Below are 16,656 nucleotides of genomic sequence, written 5' to 3'. Positions count from 1 at the left end.
AGGGGAAGAAATATGCTTACAGAGAATGTTATAGAGGTTGAAAAGCATGTCCAGGCTGCCTGTGACAGAGCAGGACGTTCAAGAGATGAAGTCACTTTGATCGCAGTGAGCAAGACAAAGCCGGTGAGTGATATTGAAGAGGTACTGACAACAGGTATTCTTGACTACGGTGAGAACAAAGTTCAGGAATTATCCGACAAATACGAAGTGCTTCCGAAGAATATTCGCTGGCATATGATCGGACATCTTCAGCGCAATAAGGTCAAATACCTGATTGGCAAAGTTGTCCTGATTCATTCCGTAGATTCACTGAGACTGGCAGAGCAGATTGAGCATGAGGCTGCAAAGGCTGATATCGTGATGCCGGTACTGATCGAGGTGAATGTGGCAGAAGAAGAATCAAAGTTTGGGACAACCAGTGAGGCTGCCATGCAGCTTGTGGAAGCGGTGTCGAAGTTGCCGCATATCAAAATCAGGGGATTGATGACAATTGCGCCATTTACGGATAATCCTGAAGATAATCGTATCTATTTCAGAAAATTAAAACAATTATCTGTTGACATAAAAAGCAAAAACATTGATAATGTTGATATGGATGAATTATCAATGGGTATGACGGGAGATTATGAAGTTGCAATTGAAGAAGGTGCAACAATGGTCAGAGTGGGAACCGGTATATTCGGCAAGAGAAATTATCAGATATAGATAATTTGCAGTTATTTGAGGCAGGAGACATTTGAAGGGCTGGTTTTGAATAGTTGGTAATTGATTAAATAAGTAGAGGAGCGTATAGCAGAATGAGTAAAGGCTTTAACAAAATTCTTGATTTTATGAAGCTTAATGATGATGAATATGAAGAATATGATGATGAAGAGATAGATACAGAAGAGGAGCCGGAGGAGGCACCGAAGAAAAAGACATTTGCACGCAGTACGGCGAATAGCAGAAAGACATCTGCGAGACAGAAGGACGAGCTGGAAGATATGGCAGATGACTGGGATGATGAGCCGGAGGTGAAGAGTACACGGTCAACACAGGCCCATACTTCATCACGAAGTACGCGTAAGGCAACGCCTTACGGCAGGAGCAGCAAGATTGTTCCGATGCACTCCAATATAACATCCCGTAGCATGGAGGTATGTGTTTCAAAACCGGATGAGTTTGATACATGCCAGGAAATCTGTGACATTATCCTGTCAGGAAGAGCTGCGATCATCAATTTTGATGCTGTAACAACGCAGGAAGCTCAGAGAATTATTGATTTTGTTTCCGGTTCCTGTTATGCGATCAACGGCAATATTAAGCCGATATCAGATACAATTGTTATTGTGACACCGGAAGATATTGATATTACAGGCGATCTTCAGGAACTGGCATCTTCAAGTGTCAATGTACCTGCTTTTGGATATTCTGAAGAAGAGGAATGACTATTCGGAAACGGGAACAGGAAGAAACAGGATGATGAGATCGATAGACAGATGAAGGAGGTCTGGAATTAATGTTAACACCAATTGAAATTCAGGGTAAGACTTTTAAGAACAGTGGTATGGGGTATTCAAAGGCAGATGTGGACAGCTTTTTCTCAAGTGTTTCTGCTGATTTTGAAGCACTTTACAAGGAGAATCTTTCTTTGAAGGAAAAGATCAATAATCTGGATGCAAGTCTCAGCCATTATAAGGAAATAGAGAAGTCACTTCAGAAGGCACTTGTTCTTGCAGAGACAACTGCAGAGGAGACAATTGTAGGTGCGAAGAAGAATGCCACTGTTATTGAACAGGAAGCCGTTTTGAAGGCACAGTCTATTGTGGCAGATGCTAAGGTGGAACTTGAGCAACTGCATGTGAAGACAACAGATCTGCTTCAGCAGTATGACCGCTACAGAACACAGTACAAAGCACTTGCTTCGGCACAGCTGGATCTGCTGAATTCAGAAGCATTTGATATTGATGTTGCAACGATGAAGGCAATTTCAGGCCTTGAGGAATCAGCCGCAGAGCATACAGATCAGCTTCAGGCTGAGCCGGTATATGCTGTGGAAGAGACTGAGAGTGAAGAAACCGCAGTAGAACAGGAAGAAGACTTTGATGAGACACTTTCAACAGATGATGCAATGATCAAGGATTTCTCCGAGATGTTTGACAGCGAGAAGGACGAAGAGAACCAATAAAGCGGATGTACTTATTTCAGTATAGCATAGTTATTAATAGAATATTCAGAAGTCCGGGTCAGTGGCTGAAGCGCATGCCCGGACTTTTTGTACAGAAAAGGAAGACAGCAAAATGCAGAAAATGATGATTCATTACAATGATGTACCAATTTATCCAATTGTTCTTTCGGAGAATTTTGATGCGCTTGGTGAAGCGCTGGATGATCTGATGATCAAAGACAGAAAGGTGTGCATCGTAACAGACAGCCATGTGGCAGATTTTTACCTTGAACAGGTAGAGCATATTGTAAAAGAGCATTGTGCAGCTGCCAGTCATTTTATTTTTCCGGCCGGTGAAGAGAGCAAAACGCTGACAACAGTTGAAAATCTTTATGAATTTCTGATTCAGAATAAAATTGAACGTAAAGATATGCTGGTGGCGCTTGGCGGCGGTGTTGTCGGTGATCTGACAGGCTTTACAGCGGCAACTTATCTGAGAGGCATTCGTTTTATCCAGATTCCCACAAGTCTTCTGGCACAGGTGGACAGCAGCATCGGAGGAAAAACAGGTGTTGATTTCAGAGCCTATAAGAACATGGTGGGGGCTTTTCATCAGCCAAAACTGGTGTATTCCTGTGCAGAGACGTTGAAAACACTGACCAGTCAGCAGTATATATCCGGCCTGGGTGAGATTATTAAACACGGATTGATCAAAGATGCCGCCTACTATGAATGGCTGAAGGCACACAAAGAAGCGATCTTGGCCAGGGATACGCAGACGGTGATTGATATGATCGCAGTCAGCTGTCACATCAAGAAAGAAGTGGTTGAGAATGATCCTGAAGAAGCCGGCGAACGTGCTTTACTGAATTTTGGCCATACATTGGGGCATGCAGTGGAGAAACTGATGAATTTTACAATGCTGCATGGAGAATGTGTTGCCGTCGGCATGCATGCGGCGGCATGGTTGTCCATGGAGAAAGGAATGCTGACAGAGGCGGCTTATAAAGATATCACAGATACCATTGCATCATTCGGCTTGCCGGTCAGTGTCAAAGGGCTTGAGCCTGAGCAAATCGTAGCCGTTTCAAAATCAGACAAAAAGATGGACAAAGGACGGGTTAAGTTTATACTGCTGGATCCCGAAGGGCATGCGGTGATTGACCGGAGTATCCGTGATGAACAGCTTTTGGCAGCGGCCTCCGTTATCGTCAGAAATGGAGAACAGTCATGAAATATATAAAGGCGGGAATTGCAGTTTTACTGCTGGTTCTTCTGGATCAGTGGACCAAGGTGCTGGCCGTAAGGCATCTGATGAATACAGACGGCATCACACTTATACCGAAAGTTTTCAGATTATATTATCTGGAAAACAGAGGCTCTGCTTTTGGATTAATGCAGAATCAAAAAGTCTTTTTAGTCTTTTTTACAGTTATCATACTGGCAGCTTTGACGTTTCTTTATCGTAAGATTCCGGATACCGGAAGGATGATGCCGCTTAAAATTGCAGCGGTTCTGATTTATGCCGGTGCCATCGGCAATTTTATTGATCGGATTCGTCAGAGCTATGTGGTAGATTTCTTTTATTTTGAATTGATTGATTTTCCTGTGTTTAATGTTGCAGATATTTATGTGACAACAGCGGCCATTGCCCTGATCATCCTCGTTATATTTTATTACAAGGATGAGGATTTTGAGTTTCTTGGCGGTAAGAAAGCAAAGAAGACAAAAGCATAAAAGAGGCAGGTGAAAACGTGGAACAAAGAAGTTATGTTGTTGATGAAGCCAATGATGGCGTACGTATTGATAAGTATCTGGCACTCTTGATGGAAGAATGCTCAAGATCTTATATACAGAAAATAATTGGCGATCAGTCGGTGTGTGTAAACGGAAAAGCGGTTAAGGCGAATTTCAAAATTCATACAGGTGATGCAGTTATGATTGAATTGCCTGATCCGGTTATTCTGGATATTCAGCCGGAGAATATACCCTTGGATATTTTATATGAGGATCAGGACATTCTGATTATCAATAAGCCAAAGGATATGGTTGTGCATCCAGCGCCGGGACATTATACCGGGACCCTTGTGAATGCAGTGATGTATCACTGCGGGGAGGACCTCTCAACCATCAATGGCGTATTAAGGCCCGGAATAGTGCATAGAATTGATAAGGATACAACAGGTGTGCTTGTTATCTGCAAAAATGACAGGGCGCATCGCGCCATTGCGGAACAGCTCAGCGTGCACAGTATTACAAGGGCCTATTATGCGATTGTTTATAATAATATCAAAGAAGATGAGGGAATCGTTGATGCACCGATTGGCCGTATGGATGCCGATCGGAAGAAAATGGGCATTAACCATAAGAACGGCAGACATGCAGTGACGCACTACCGTGTACTTGAGCGATTTGGCAAATACACCTATATTGAGTGCCGCCTTGAGACAGGCAGAACACATCAGATCCGTGTGCATATGGCCAGTATCGGCCATCCTCTGCTGGGGGATACTGTTTATGGTCCGTCTAAGGATCCGTTTAAGCTGGAGGGGCAGGCGCTTCACGCAAAGCTGCTTGGATTTATCCATCCGTCCACCGGTCAGTATGTGGAATTTGAATCACCGCTTCCGCCATATTTTACAGCACTGCTGGACAGACTGCGGCAGTCAGCCGGCAGATAAAGATCCTACTGTTCATGCAGTACAATATGTGATAAAATAGAGTCAGAAAAGGCAGGGGATAGAGATGAAGAAGCACAAGAAGGATCCACTCTATAAAAGTTTTGGTTATGCCTTTCAGGGAATTTATACATGTATCAGCAAGGAACGCAATATGAAGATTCATTGCTGTGTTTCACTGCTTGTAGTGATTGCGGGCATTATCTTTCAATTGTCAGTGACAGAATGGTGTATCTGTCTGACATTGTTTGGACTTGTGATGGCATTGGAGCTGGTGAACACATCGATAGAGGCAGTGGTGGATCTTGTAACAGAGGAGCGAAAGCCTTTGGCGAAGATTGCCAAGGATACGGCGGCAGGAGCTGTACTCATTGCAGCTATTATGGCAGCGATTATCGGCTGTGTTATTTTTGTTCCCAAGGTCATGCAGTTTTTGACAGGGCTTTAGTGATTTGTTGATTGGTTTCATGGATGCATTGCAGCTGCAGAGAGAGAATCCGGCGGTTGTGATGTCTGACAGTAAAGGAGAGATGTAAGATGGAAAAACTCGGAGAAAGCCTTAAGAAGCTTTTACTTATCGGTATCGGAACAGCAGCTGTTACAGCAGAGAAATCCAAGGAAGTATTAGACGATCTGGTGAAGAAGGGTGAGCTGACAGTTGAACAGGGCAAGGTCCTGAACAAAGAACTGAAGCACAATATCAAAGAGACATTGAAGGACAATGTGAATGTTTCTGTGAAAGCATCCACACCAGAAGAATTGCAGACCCTTCTTGAGAAGATGACACCGGAACAGATTGAACAGCTGAAACAGCAGATTAGCAATATGGAGCAGACCGCTGAGGAGAAGACAGAGACAGTGGAATCAGAAGAAGCACCGGCTGAAGCTACAGAGGACGCTCCGGCTGCGGAAGAGGCAGCTGATGCTGAATAAGAAGAATGAATACAAAGTCTGAAAAAGTCAGATCAAGCGGTTATGGAGAACGGTTGAAGGAGATTACAGCCGTTCTCCATAAACATGCTATTACGCGTGGTGTATCTCCGGAGAAGTTGAGAATGATTCTGGAGGACCTTGGACCGACATATATCAAGCTGGGTCAGATTATGTCGTTGAGATCAGATATTTTGCCGAAGCGATACTGCGATGAATTGATGAAGCTATGCTCGGATGTGGCACCTATGCCCTTTGACCAGGTGGTGGATGTGATCCAGGATGCCTTTGGTTGTCTGTGGCAGGAGGAGTTCCAGTCAATTGAAGAAAAGCCTCTTGGTTCAGCTTCTATTGCACAGGTTCATCGTGCGGTTTTGAAGAGTGGAGAACAGGTTGTGATCAAGGTCCAGCGTAAAGGTATTTACAGGACCATGGCCAGAGATATCGGATTGATGCATAAGGTTGTGCGTTTATTGCCACCGGTGAGTATCAAAGAGATGGTGGATCTGGATCTTGTTCTTGATGAACTGTGGAAGGTCACACAGGAGGAAATGAATTTCCTTACAGAGGCAGCCAATATAGAGGAGTTCCATCGCAAGAACAGAGATGTGGCTTTTGTGGATACGCCGGTGTTATATCGGGAGTATACAACTCCGCATGTTATTGTGATGGAGTATATCGATGGCTTTTCCATTGATGATAAGGAGAATCTTCAGGAAAACGGCTATGATCTGAATGAGGTCGGCAGTAAGCTCATTGATAATTTTATTAAGCAGGTTATGGTAGATGGCTTTTTCCATGCCGATCCGCATCCTGGTAATCTTCGTGTGCGGGACGGCAAGATCGTCTGGATTGATATGGGAATGATGGGCCGTCTGTCTGAGCATGACAGGGAAGAAATCGGACGGGCCATTGAAGGTATTGCGCTGAATGATATCGGTATGATCCAGGATGCTGTTCTGGCAATCGGAGAATTCCGTGGGAAGCCGGATCAGAGCAAACTGTTTGAAGATATACGCAATCTGATGGCCAAATACGGTTCGGAAGATCTTGGCAATATTGATATTGCAGAGATTATGCAGGATCTGATGGAGGTCATGAAGGAGAACAAGATTACAATGCCTCACGGTCTGACGATGCTTGCCAGAGGCCTGACACATATTGAGGGAGTCCTTGCAGACATCAGTCCGGAGATTAACATGATGGAGATCGCATCTGCCCGTGTGAAGAGCCAGATGTTTGAGGAGATGGACTGGAAGAAGGAATTGAAAAACAGTGGAAAAACACTGTATCGTTCTCTGAGAAAGGCGATAGATATCCCCACCTTGCTGGCAGATATTCTGCAGGGTCAGATGAAAGGTCAGACAAAGGTGAATCTCGATCTTCATGCCGGAGAAGATGTATCGAATCTGCTTCGAAGGGTAACAAGAAATATTGTTATGGGTCTGTGGGTAATGGCATTGCTTATAAGCTCCAGTATTATCTGTACCACGGATATGAAACCGAAATTCCTTGGCATACCGGCATTGGGGGCCTTTGGCTATTTCATTGCCGTTATTATCGTATTTTATGTGTTTGCAAAACATATTTTTTCAAAAAGAAAGTAAAAATAAACTGAGGCTATTACTGTGATTGGCAGCTAATTCCTCAGTTTATTTTTTGCGGATAGATTTATATAGATGGTTTTGTTGTCTTTTTTTCCCGGATAAGAATGAGCGGCGTACATTGGAGGCCCTGACCGGCAGGGTTGTCACTAATTTGCCTGATAGAACCTTTACTCATTGTTAATGCCTCCTTAAATATAGTATTTATTATTATAGAAAAAAGCTATAAAAATATGACGATGCATACTTTTATAGCTTTCCCTTTATTTTTCCCTTATACGATTAGTGGGTATCCATTTTGTATTTATACACGTTCTGCAATATCGTACAGCAGTCTTTCAGAATCTTCCCAGCCAAGGCAAGGGTCAGTGATGGACTTGCCGTAGACATGGTTCTCACCGCCCACCTTCTGGTTGCCTTCAACGATATAGCTCTCAATCATCACACCTTTGACAAGCTTGCGGATGTCATCGGAATGCTGACGGCTGCTTAAGACTTCCTTGACAATACGGATCTGTTCTTTATGCTTCTTGCCGGAGTTGGAATGGTTGGCGTCAATGATGCAGGCCGGATTCTTGAGTCCTTTTTCGGCATACATTTCATTGAGAAGCTGCAGATCTTCATAGTGATAGTTCGGATGTGTCTGACCATGCTTATCAACAGCACCACGAAGAATCGTGTGTGCATAAGGATTGCCGTCTGTTGTGGCATCCCATCCGCGGTAGAGGAAATTATGACCATGCTGAGCAGCAACAACAGAGTTCAGCATAACGGATAAGTCACCGCTGGTCGGATTCTTCATACCGGTTGGCACTTCAATGCCACTGGCAACCAGACGATGTTGCTGATTCTCAACGGAGCGTGCACCAACAGCAACATAAGAGAGGATATCGGACAGATATCTGAAGTTTTCAGGGTAAAGCATCTCATCAGCAATTGGCATATGAAATGTCTGCAGGGCATGCATATGGATCTTTCTGATGGCAATCAGACCATTTAAAAGATCGGGTGCCTTTTCAGGATCTGGCTGATGAAGCATACCTTTGTAGCCTTCGCCGGTTGTACGCGGCTTGTTCGTGTAAATACGCGGTACAAGGACAAGCTTATCTTTGACTTTTTCCTGAACTTTTGTAAGACGGCCGATGTAATCACAAACAGCTTCTTCGTTGTCGGCGGAGCAAGGACCGATAATGACCATAAATTTGTCTGAGGCACCTGTAATAATATCAATCAGTTCCTGGTCTTTCTCTGCTTTTAAAGCAGCCAGTTCTTCGGAAACAGGATATAATTCTTTGATTTCCATTGGTGTCGGAAGTTTTTTTGTTAATACAAAGCTCATAGTGTTTCTCTCCTTGGTAACATTTGTACAACGGCAAAAAGAATAAGCAGTTATACTTTTCTGCAATCAATTATAGCTGAAAAGGAAAATGATGTAAAGGCATAAGTTAACAGGCACAAACGTAAACTGTAAAAAAAGCACGGTGACAGTTATGAAGAATAAAATTATAGCAGCTATCCTGTTGATGGGTATTTTATGGAATGGACAAATGGTTTATGCAGAAGATACTGCTGTCGGAGAAGTGATAGCAACGGAATCAGAAAATTCAGAATCAACAAATGCAGAAACGACAGAGATGGAATTGGAAAGGAAGTCGGAAAGTCAGGGGGTAGTATCAACTGAATCGGCGGTAACTGTCATATCGGAGGCGGCTGTTTTAATGGAAGCAGGAACCGGAACAGTCATTTATGAGAAAAATCAGGATGTTCGGGTCAGTCCTGCCAGTATCACAAAGATTATGACACTGCTTCTGATCTACGATGCGCTGTATAACGGAAAAATCCAGCTGACAGATGAAGTTGTAACAAGTGCCCGGGCAAAATCCATGGGCGGCTCCCAGGTTTTCCTTGAGGAAGGCGAAAAACAAACAGTGGAAACGCTGATCAAATGTATTGTGATTGCTTCAGGTAATGATGCTTCAGTGGCAATGGCAGAGTATGTAAGCGGCAGTGAGGAGGCCTTTGTGGGGGAAATGAATCAAAAAGCCGCCGATTTGGGCATGAACGGGACACATTTTGTGGATTGCTGCGGGCTGACAGATTCAAATGACCATTATACAACGGCAAAAGATGTGGCCATCATGGCCCGGGCGCTTATTACAAATTATCCTGACATTTCGCAATATGCGACGATCTGGATGGAAAATATCACGCATGTAACAGCAAAAGGCAGTAGTGAATTCGGTCTTTCCAACACGAATAAACTTCTGAAAATGGCAAATAATTTTGAAGTAACAGGGTTAAAAACAGGCTCTACAGCAAAGGCGGGATATTGCTTTTGCGGAACAGCTGTCAAAGACGGATTGAGTCTCATTGCCGTGGTGATGGATGCACCGGATTATAAAATACGTTTTTCCGAGGCACAGCAGCTTCTGAATTACGGCTTTGCCAACTGCAGCGCATACAGGGATGATCATCCGCCGGTACTTTTGCCAATGGCGATAAAAGACGGAAAAACAGAAAGTGTTGAATTGATGTATGACGGCCAGTTTTCCTATGTGGCGCTGCGAGGGGAAAATCTTGAAAATATCCATTCAAAACTGCAACTGGATGAAAGCCTGTCTCCGCCTTTTGAAGCAGGAACAAAGGCAGGACGTCTGATCTATTATCTGGATGATACGGAGATTGGTGAAGTGCCTGTTGTGACAAAGGAGGGGATACAAAAAGCCGGTTTCAGTGATTATTTAGAAAAAGTTTACAGGAATTTTATGAGCATCTGCGGATAAATATAGGCTATTTTACAAAAACATGGTATAATGAACTTTATTGAAAAACATATCGGAGGTTTATGTGCGATGGAGCAGCGTGTGTTACTTATGGTGAATCCAATGGCCGGACGTCAGAAGATACGTAATGAATTGCTTTATGTCGTTGATACACTGACGAAAGCAGGGTATGAGACGATTATTTATACAACACAGGGTAAGGATGCAACAAGAGATCTGTTGGCTGAGAAGGATAGTCAGTTTGACAGAGTTATTTGCTGCGGTGGAGATGGCACCTTTAATGAGATTTTGTCGGCAACGATGCATTGGGATAAGCGCCCTATTCTGGGGTATATTCCTGCAGGAACCACCAATGATTTTGCAGCAGGTCTGAAGCTGCCTTCAGATATCAGGGAGGCAGCGGTGAACATTGTTAGGGGAACGCCGCATACCGTTGATGCAGGTTTGTTTAATACGTCCTATTTTTCTTATGTCGCTTCTTTCGGTGCTTTTACGGAGACATCCTATTCAACACCGCAGAACTTTAAGAATGCATTGGGGCATCTGGCCTATATTCTTGAGGGCATCAAAGAGATTCCGGCATTTACACCCTATACGGTCTGTGTGGAAGCGGATGGACAGATTTATAAAGATTCCTATATTTTCGGTGCAGTCAGCAATGCCAGAAGTGTGGGGGGTATTTTGAAGATCAGTGATTCTCTTGTGGATTTAAATGACGGTGTGTTTGAAGTGATGATGATCAAGATGCCGAAGACATTGATGGATCTCAGTGCAATTGTGACATCGCTGACATCTTTGAATCCGCTGAAGTATGATCCGTCCATGTTTTTATTCCTGCAGACAAAGGAATTGAAGATTACTTTTGAACAGGAGATGGTGTGGTCCCTGGACGGAGAACGTGTAAGCGGCGGTAAAGAGGCAAGAATTGCCTGCATCAAAGATGCATTCAAAATATTAACCGTATAATGGAGGCCGAATGAAAGATAAAAAGAAATGGATGATGGCTGCCGCAGCGGCAACCGGTGCCCTCATAGGGCGGATATGCTATGAATGCAGACATTTTACGACAGAATATTATGATGTAGCATCAGATAAAATACCGGAAGCTTTTGAAGGCTTCCGTTTTGTTGTGCTGTCGGATCTTCACAACTATGACTTTGATCAGGGCAACAGGCAGCTGCTTGGGGCGATAGAGCGTTTGAAACCGGATGCAGTGATGATTGCCGGCGATATGATAGATGCACATCCGGGAGCGGATATGTCCGCAGCAGTTCGGATGGTCCGTGATCTCTGTGACCGATGGCCGGTTTATTTCGGCAATGGGAATCATGAACAGCGGATTACCCTGTATCCGGAAACATACGGTGACATGCATGCGCGTTGGTGCAAAGCGATTCGTCATCCGAATCTTCATTTGCTGCGCAATCAGCATACGGTGATCAGGAAAGACGGCGCATACATCAATATTTATGGATTAGAATTGAACAGAACATATTATAAACGTTTCAGAAAAGTGCCGATGAAGAAATGGTATCTTACGGAGCAGCTGGGCATCTGTGACAGAAAAGCATTCAATCTCCTTTTAGCCCACAATCCGCTGTATTTTGATGAATATGCTGATTGGGGGGCTGATCTGGTCCTCTCAGGGCATGTGCATGGCGGTGTTGTGATCTTGCCGTTTTTGGGCGGCGTGATTTCGCCGCAGGTGCGTTTGTTCCCTAAATATTATGCGGGAACTTATTTTCATGGCAAAAGCGAGATGATTCTGAGCCGTGGACTGCACATGCACAGTTTTCGTATTCGATTGTTCAATATGCCAGAGCTGTCATGTGTCACACTGCATCATTCCTGAAGAAAATGATTGACAGAAATGCCGGAAGATGCCACAATAGATAGACGAAAGGTAACGATTCAGTGAATACTGCCTTCTGGATAGTTACGACGAAAGGTTCAAAAGCAGAATATGATGGAAATGACATTTAAATTAGAGGTTTTTGAAGGTCCTCTGGATTTACTGCTTCACCTCATCGATATCAATAAGATCGATATTTATGATATTCCCATTGCGATGATTACGGATCAATATATGGATTATATTCATCGCATGCAGATTGAAGATATGGATGTGACCAGTGATTTTCTGGTGATGGCGGCGACACTTCTTCGGATCAAGTCCAAGATGCTGCTGCCGGTGGAGAAAGCCGATGCAGAGGAAACAGGTGAGGATCCGAGAATGGAACTGGTGAATCGCCTGTTAGAATACAAAACCTACAAATACATTGCCCAGGAACTGAAGGACAGGGCTTTTCTGGCTGCTCAGACGCTGTATAAACCGACAACGATTCCTGATGATATGGTTTATACAGAACCGCCGGTGGATTTAGATGCGCTGGTGGGGGATATGAATCTTGAGAAGCTTCACAGGATTTTTCAGTCTGTGATGAAGCGACAGTTTGACAAGATCGACCCGATCAGAAGCAAATACGGACGGATTGAGCAGGAGCCGGTGAAATTGTCGGACAAAATGACCAGTATCCGCCGTATCGTGACAGACAGGAAGAAACCGGTCAGCTTCAGGGGCCTTTTGACGTCGCAGTCAACAAAAGAGGAAGTGATTGTGACATTTCTGGCGATACTCGAATTGATGAAGGATGGCTCTGTGACGATCGTGCAGGAGCATCTTTTTGATGATATACTGATTTCGCCGGGGGACAATATGGACAAATCCGAAGAGAATCAGATATCCGATGAAAATGCAACAGGAGTGACAGAGTAGACATGGAAGAAGTTTTAAAGCCGGATGAGGCGGAAGCGGCCATAGAGGCGCTTCTTTTTACGATGGGAGAAGCCATCAGCGCAGAGGCCATCGGTGCTGTTATTGGACATGATAAGGCGACAGTGATCAGGCTTGTACATCATCTGATGGACAGATATCAGAATGAGAAGAGAGGCATCCGTATTATTGAGCTGGATGGCTCTTTTCAGATGTGTACAAGCCCTGAGATGTATGATTATGTGATTAAGCTGACGCATCAGCCGAAGAAGCAGGTACTGACAGATGTCATGCTTGAGACGTTGGCGATCGTGGCTTACAAGCAGCCTGTGACAAAGGCGGAAATAGAACAGATTCGAGGCGTCAGCTGCAGCCATGCCATCAATAAGCTGTTGGAGTACGGTCTGATCACAGAGGCCGGAAGGCTGAATGCTCCGGGACGGCCGATTCTTTTGGCAACAACTGAAGAATTTTTAAGAACATTTGGCGTTCAGTCGGTGGAGGGATTGCCGTCCGTTTCACCGGAAGAGATGGAGACACTGAAGACAGAGGCGGAAGAAGAAGTTCAGATGACACTTGATGTATAGAGAGGAACAGTTATGAAGAATTCTAAGAAAAAAACAATGCGTTTTTATTTAACGCTGGCAGGTATCAAAGTATTGATCAAAGTTCTGCAGCTTTGCGGCAGGAATGCCACACATGTACCCGGCCGAAAGGCGATTAATATCTGTCCGGATTTTCTGGATCAGATTGATAAACCGGAGTTTATCATCGGTATTACCGGTACCAACGGCAAGACAACCGTTTCAAATCTGATTGCGGATGTGATGCAGGATAATGGCTATGATATTATTGACAATCGTTTCGGCGGCAATATCGATTCAGGTATCGCTTCTTCGCTGATCAAGAATTCTACTATGGGCGGTCATATGAAGAAGAAATATGCTGTTCTTGAAATTGATGAGCGAATGACAACGAAGATATTTCCATATGTGAAACCGGATATTCTTGTATGTACGAATCTTTTCAGAGACTCTTACAAGAGAAATGCCCATTCTGAATTTATTGCAGGTATTTTGAATCAGACGATTCCATCAACATCCAAACTGATTTTAAATGGAGAGGACTTAGTGAGCAATCATCTGGCACCGGACAATGACAGAGTTTATTTTGGTATTGCCTGTGAGGATGAGAAGACAACTTCCACCAACAACATCATCAAAGATGTGGTTGCCTGCCCGAAATGCGGTGCAAAACTGAACTATGAATATATCCGTTATAACCACATCGGACGTGCGTTCTGTCCGAACTGTGATTTTGGTTCACCGGAGATGGATTATGCCGTGGAAGCAATTGATTATGAGAAACGTAAAGTGCATATCCGTACACCGAAGGGCAATATGGAAGTGAAGCTGCTGGGTGATAATATTACAGATGTTTACAATACCGTGACAGCTGTTGCTGCCTTGGAGGAGTTTGGCCTGTCAGCGGAGGCTATCAGTCGTTCCTTCGAGAAAATGAAGATTGCAGGTACACGTTTTAACTGTGTGGAAGTCAAAGGCAAGAAGCTGATCACAGATGTTGCAAAGGGTCAGAATCCGATTGCAGTATCAAGAGTTTGTGACTTCGTGCGTCATGAACCGGGTCAAAAGGCAGTTGTACTGATTGTGGATGATTTCTATGATCGGCAGGAGTCATCAGAGAATATTGCATGGTTTTTTGATACAGATTTTGAATTTTTAAATGATCCCGGCATTGAACAAATCATTGTGGGTGGTTTTCGCTGTCCGGATATGCATCTGAGACTTCTGATGGCCGGCATTCCTGAGGAGAAGATCGTATGTTGCGATAAAGAGCCGGACACAGCAGCGTATGTGGATTTTGATAAAGTTGACAATGTGTATATTCTGCATGATATTTACACAACGCAATATGCTAAGGCTATTCAAAAGAGCTTAAGTGAACAGTTAGAAAAGGAGGGCAGATAATCATGACACGTATTGAAGTTTTATTTCCAGAATTCTGCAGTCTTTTTGCGGATTCCAGTAATATCCGTTACCTCGAAAAATGTCTGCCTGATGCGGAATTTGTGTTCACGTCTTATATGGATGAGCCGTTGTTTGTAAAAGAACAGCCGGATTTGATCTACATGGGAGCCATGACAGAAAGTGCCCAGGAGAAGATCATCAGGAAACTGATGCCTTATAAGGCGCGTATTGCAGAGCTGATCGCAGCAGATGTGCCCATGTTATTTACCAATAATGCAGTCGAGATTTTTGGACAGTATATTGAGAATGAAGACGGTTCAAAGATCGAAGCGCTGGATTTATATCCGATTTATGCCAAAAGGGATATGATGCATCGTTTCAACTGCCTGGAGAGAGGCCATTTTGATGATATTGAGATTGTCGGTTTTAAGACACAGTTTACTATGGCTTACGGTGAGACGGAGAAATATCCGTTTATTCATGTCGATAAGGGAACAGGCATGAACAAAGGAACAGCCAATGAAGGCATTCGTGACCATAATTTCTTTGCGACTTATCTGGTAGGCCCTTTCTTGATCCTAAATCCGCTGTTCACGAAATACCTGTTGAATGATGTGATGAAACTGGATGCAAAGTTGGCCTTTGAACCGGTGATCATGCAGGCATATGAACGCCGCGTCAAAGAATTTAATGATCCGAAGACCGAATTTTAAAATCTAATCTTATATACTGCATAGGCAGCATATTTTTGCACAGACTAAGAGCAGCTTACAGAACTGTTTTTGGAGGTGTGCAAAAGTGATGAATATACAGAAATGTGCAATTGTAGGCTGCGGCGCCGTTGGGGCGACCGCAGCCTATACTTTACTTGGGAGCGGTCTTTTTAATGAACTGGTGCTGATCGATATCAATCAGAAAAAGGCAGAAGGAGAAGCCATGGATATCGGTCACGGTGTGCCCTTTATCCATCCCGTGGAAATTTATGCGGGTACCTATGAGGATTTGGCGGATGCGTATCTGGTGATTGTAACAGCCGGAGCCAATCAGCTGCCGGGAGAGTCGAGGATCAATCTGACAGAAAAAAATGCCCGGATTTTTCAGTCCATTATTCCGGAAATTGTCCGTTACAATACGGAATGCCTGCTGCTTATTGTTGCCAATCCGGTGGATATTCTGACAACTGTGGCCCTACGTCTGTCCGGTTTTCCACCGGAGAGAGTTATCGGCAGCGGAACAGTACTGGATTCTTCCAGGTTCAAGTACCGTCTGGGAGAGTATATCGGTATCGACCACCGCAATGTTCATGCATTTATTATTGGGGAACATGGTGACAGTGAGGTGGCGGTCTGGAGTTCAGCCACAGTATCCGGCATAGCTGTGAGGGATTTTTGTGATGAACTGGGGATTGTCTTTACACGGGAGCAGATGGATGAGATCGTCCGGGACGTGAAAAACAGTGCCTATGAGATTATAGAGAAAAAAGGAGCCACATTTTATGCAGTAGCGCTGGCAATCCGCCGTATTGCGGAAGCGCTGATCCGGGATGAACATTCCCTGTTGACCGTGTCCGGGTATTGCAGTGGAGCCTATGAGATTGAAGATGTCTGTATTGGGCTTCCGATGATCCTAGGCAGGGATGGCATTGAGAATATTGTGGAAATTCCGTTGAATCAGTTAGAAAAAGATAATCTTCATGAATCTGCCGATGCGCTGAAAAAGGTTTTGACGGATATGGGTATTAATTAAGATGAAAA

General features: G+C 44.0%; 18 protein-coding genes. 17 read left to right on the top strand and 1 reads right to left on the bottom strand.

Annotated features, from left to right (window positions below; all coding sequences use genetic code 11):
• The first annotated feature begins 12 nt into the window (after window positions 1–12).
• The 9 genes from NBH03_RS03130 to NBH03_RS03090 all read left to right on the top strand — a co-directional run bounded on the left by NBH03_RS03130 (window position 13) and on the right by NBH03_RS03090 (window position 7,361).
• The gene (locus NBH03_RS03130; protein WP_015514128.1) at window positions 13–705 is read left to right on the top strand and encodes a YggS family pyridoxal phosphate-dependent enzyme; all 693 of its coding nucleotides are present in this window, start codon (window positions 13–15) and stop codon (window positions 703–705) included.
• 92 nt (window positions 706–797) lie between these two features.
• The gene (locus NBH03_RS03125) at window positions 798–1,427 is read left to right on the top strand and encodes a cell division protein SepF (RefSeq protein WP_215689487.1); all 630 of its coding nucleotides are present in this window, start codon (window positions 798–800) and stop codon (window positions 1,425–1,427) included.
• Between the two features lie 71 nt (window positions 1,428–1,498).
• Entirely contained in the window at window positions 1,499–2,167 is a 669-nt protein-coding gene (locus tag NBH03_RS03120) for a DivIVA domain-containing protein (protein WP_015514130.1), read from the top strand.
• 112 nt (window positions 2,168–2,279) lie between these two features.
• Entirely contained in the window at window positions 2,280–3,380 is a 1,101-nt protein-coding gene (gene aroB / locus NBH03_RS03115; protein ID WP_250797009.1) for a 3-dehydroquinate synthase, read from the top strand.
• Window positions 3,377–3,883 carry a signal peptidase II gene (gene lspA, locus NBH03_RS03110; protein WP_227081501.1) on the top strand — a complete coding sequence of 169 codons (507 nt, stop codon included), beginning with the start codon at window positions 3,377–3,379 and terminating at the stop codon, window positions 3,881–3,883. The genes aroB and lspA overlap by 4 nt, the downstream gene beginning before the upstream one ends.
• 17 nt (window positions 3,884–3,900) lie before the next feature.
• Window positions 3,901–4,827 carry an RluA family pseudouridine synthase gene (locus tag NBH03_RS03105; RefSeq protein ID WP_250797008.1) on the top strand — a complete coding sequence of 309 codons (927 nt, stop codon included), beginning with the start codon at window positions 3,901–3,903 and terminating at the stop codon, window positions 4,825–4,827.
• 64 nt (window positions 4,828–4,891) lie between these two features.
• Window positions 4,892–5,272, top strand: coding sequence for a diacylglycerol kinase family protein (locus NBH03_RS03100; RefSeq protein WP_015514132.1), 381 nt, complete (start codon window positions 4,892–4,894; stop codon window positions 5,270–5,272).
• Window positions 5,273–5,361: 89 nt separating this feature from the next.
• Window positions 5,362–5,757 (top strand): phasin family protein, encoded by a 396-nt coding sequence (locus tag NBH03_RS03095; RefSeq protein WP_015514133.1) that lies wholly within the window; start codon window positions 5,362–5,364, stop codon window positions 5,755–5,757.
• A gap of 5 nt (window positions 5,758–5,762) precedes the next feature.
• Window positions 5,763–7,361, top strand: a complete 1,599-nt coding sequence (locus tag NBH03_RS03090) for an ABC1 kinase family protein (RefSeq protein ID WP_250797001.1) — start codon at window positions 5,763–5,765, stop codon at window positions 7,359–7,361.
• Between the two features lie 301 nt (window positions 7,362–7,662).
• Here NBH03_RS03090 and NBH03_RS03085 read toward each other — a convergent pair whose 3' ends face one another.
• Window positions 7,663–8,751 carry a 3-deoxy-7-phosphoheptulonate synthase gene (locus NBH03_RS03085; RefSeq protein WP_256166817.1) on the bottom strand — a complete coding sequence of 363 codons (1,089 nt, stop codon included), beginning with the start codon at window positions 8,749–8,751 and terminating at the stop codon, window positions 7,663–7,665.
• A gap of 97 nt (window positions 8,752–8,848) precedes the next feature.
• On the opposite strand from NBH03_RS03085, the gene NBH03_RS03080 reads away from it, so the two are divergent.
• From NBH03_RS03080 to NBH03_RS03045, 8 genes are all read left to right on the top strand, one after another.
• The gene (locus NBH03_RS03080) at window positions 8,849–10,141 is read left to right on the top strand and encodes a D-alanyl-D-alanine carboxypeptidase family protein (protein WP_331476038.1); all 1,293 of its coding nucleotides are present in this window, start codon (window positions 8,849–8,851) and stop codon (window positions 10,139–10,141) included.
• Window positions 10,142–10,210: 69 nt separating this feature from the next.
• Window positions 10,211–11,107 (top strand): diacylglycerol/lipid kinase family protein, encoded by an 897-nt coding sequence (locus NBH03_RS03075; RefSeq protein WP_250797000.1) that lies wholly within the window; start codon window positions 10,211–10,213, stop codon window positions 11,105–11,107.
• Window positions 11,108–11,117: 10 nt separating this feature from the next.
• Complete coding sequence (locus NBH03_RS03070) at window positions 11,118–11,993, top strand: metallophosphoesterase (protein WP_250796999.1); 876 nt, start codon at window positions 11,118–11,120, stop codon at window positions 11,991–11,993.
• Between the two features lie 114 nt (window positions 11,994–12,107).
• On the top strand, window positions 12,108–12,917 hold the full coding sequence (locus NBH03_RS03065; RefSeq protein ID WP_117526807.1) for a segregation and condensation protein A: 810 nt from the start codon (window positions 12,108–12,110) through the stop codon (window positions 12,915–12,917).
• A 2-nt stretch (window positions 12,918–12,919) separates the two neighbouring features.
• Window positions 12,920–13,501 carry an SMC-Scp complex subunit ScpB gene (gene scpB / locus NBH03_RS03060; protein ID WP_117539574.1) on the top strand — a complete coding sequence of 194 codons (582 nt, stop codon included), beginning with the start codon at window positions 12,920–12,922 and terminating at the stop codon, window positions 13,499–13,501.
• Between the two features lie 12 nt (window positions 13,502–13,513).
• Window positions 13,514–14,902, top strand: a complete 1,389-nt coding sequence (locus NBH03_RS03055) for a Mur ligase family protein (protein ID WP_015514141.1) — start codon at window positions 13,514–13,516, stop codon at window positions 14,900–14,902.
• Between the two features lie 2 nt (window positions 14,903–14,904).
• Window positions 14,905–15,615 (top strand): hypothetical protein, encoded by a 711-nt coding sequence (locus NBH03_RS03050; RefSeq protein WP_250796998.1) that lies wholly within the window; start codon window positions 14,905–14,907, stop codon window positions 15,613–15,615.
• Between the two features lie 88 nt (window positions 15,616–15,703).
• Window positions 15,704–16,648 carry an L-lactate dehydrogenase gene (locus NBH03_RS03045; protein ID WP_250796992.1) on the top strand — a complete coding sequence of 315 codons (945 nt, stop codon included), beginning with the start codon at window positions 15,704–15,706 and terminating at the stop codon, window positions 16,646–16,648.
• The last annotated feature ends 8 nt before the right edge of the window (window positions 16,649–16,656 follow it).

It is taken from the genome of Coprococcus intestinalis, from assembly GCF_023656595.1.
GTDB lineage: Bacteria > Bacillota > Clostridia > Lachnospirales > Lachnospiraceae > Coprococcus_A > Coprococcus_A intestinihominis.
This window is presented reverse-complemented; position numbering and strand designations above follow the sequence as displayed.

Excerpts from the sequence above, each read along its gene's own strand:
- NBH03_RS03130 (WP_015514128.1), top strand. The coding sequence starts at position 13 with ATGCTTACAGAGAATGTTATAGAGGTTGAAAAGCATGTCCAGGCTGCC.
- NBH03_RS03125 (WP_215689487.1), top strand. The coding sequence starts at position 798 with ATGAGTAAAGGCTTTAACAAAATTCTTGATTTTATGAAGCTTAATGAT.
- NBH03_RS03120 (WP_015514130.1), top strand. The coding sequence starts at position 1,499 with ATGTTAACACCAATTGAAATTCAGGGTAAGACTTTTAAGAACAGTGGT.
- aroB (WP_250797009.1), top strand. The coding sequence starts at position 2,280 with ATGCAGAAAATGATGATTCATTACAATGATGTACCAATTTATCCAATT.
- lspA (WP_227081501.1), top strand. The coding sequence starts at position 3,377 with ATGAAATATATAAAGGCGGGAATTGCAGTTTTACTGCTGGTTCTTCTG.
- NBH03_RS03100 (WP_015514132.1), top strand. The coding sequence starts at position 4,892 with ATGAAGAAGCACAAGAAGGATCCACTCTATAAAAGTTTTGGTTATGCC.
- NBH03_RS03095 (WP_015514133.1), top strand. The coding sequence starts at position 5,362 with ATGGAAAAACTCGGAGAAAGCCTTAAGAAGCTTTTACTTATCGGTATC.
- NBH03_RS03090 (WP_250797001.1), top strand. The coding sequence starts at position 5,763 with ATGAATACAAAGTCTGAAAAAGTCAGATCAAGCGGTTATGGAGAACGG.
- NBH03_RS03080 (WP_331476038.1), top strand. The coding sequence starts at position 8,849 with ATGAAGAATAAAATTATAGCAGCTATCCTGTTGATGGGTATTTTATGG.
- NBH03_RS03075 (WP_250797000.1), top strand. The coding sequence starts at position 10,211 with ATGGAGCAGCGTGTGTTACTTATGGTGAATCCAATGGCCGGACGTCAG.
- NBH03_RS03070 (WP_250796999.1), top strand. The coding sequence starts at position 11,118 with ATGAAAGATAAAAAGAAATGGATGATGGCTGCCGCAGCGGCAACCGGT.
- NBH03_RS03065 (WP_117526807.1), top strand. The coding sequence starts at position 12,108 with ATGGAAATGACATTTAAATTAGAGGTTTTTGAAGGTCCTCTGGATTTA.
- scpB (WP_117539574.1), top strand. The coding sequence starts at position 12,920 with ATGGAAGAAGTTTTAAAGCCGGATGAGGCGGAAGCGGCCATAGAGGCG.
- NBH03_RS03055 (WP_015514141.1), top strand. The coding sequence starts at position 13,514 with ATGAAGAATTCTAAGAAAAAAACAATGCGTTTTTATTTAACGCTGGCA.
- NBH03_RS03050 (WP_250796998.1), top strand. The coding sequence starts at position 14,905 with ATGACACGTATTGAAGTTTTATTTCCAGAATTCTGCAGTCTTTTTGCG.
- NBH03_RS03045 (WP_250796992.1), top strand. The coding sequence starts at position 15,704 with ATGAATATACAGAAATGTGCAATTGTAGGCTGCGGCGCCGTTGGGGCG.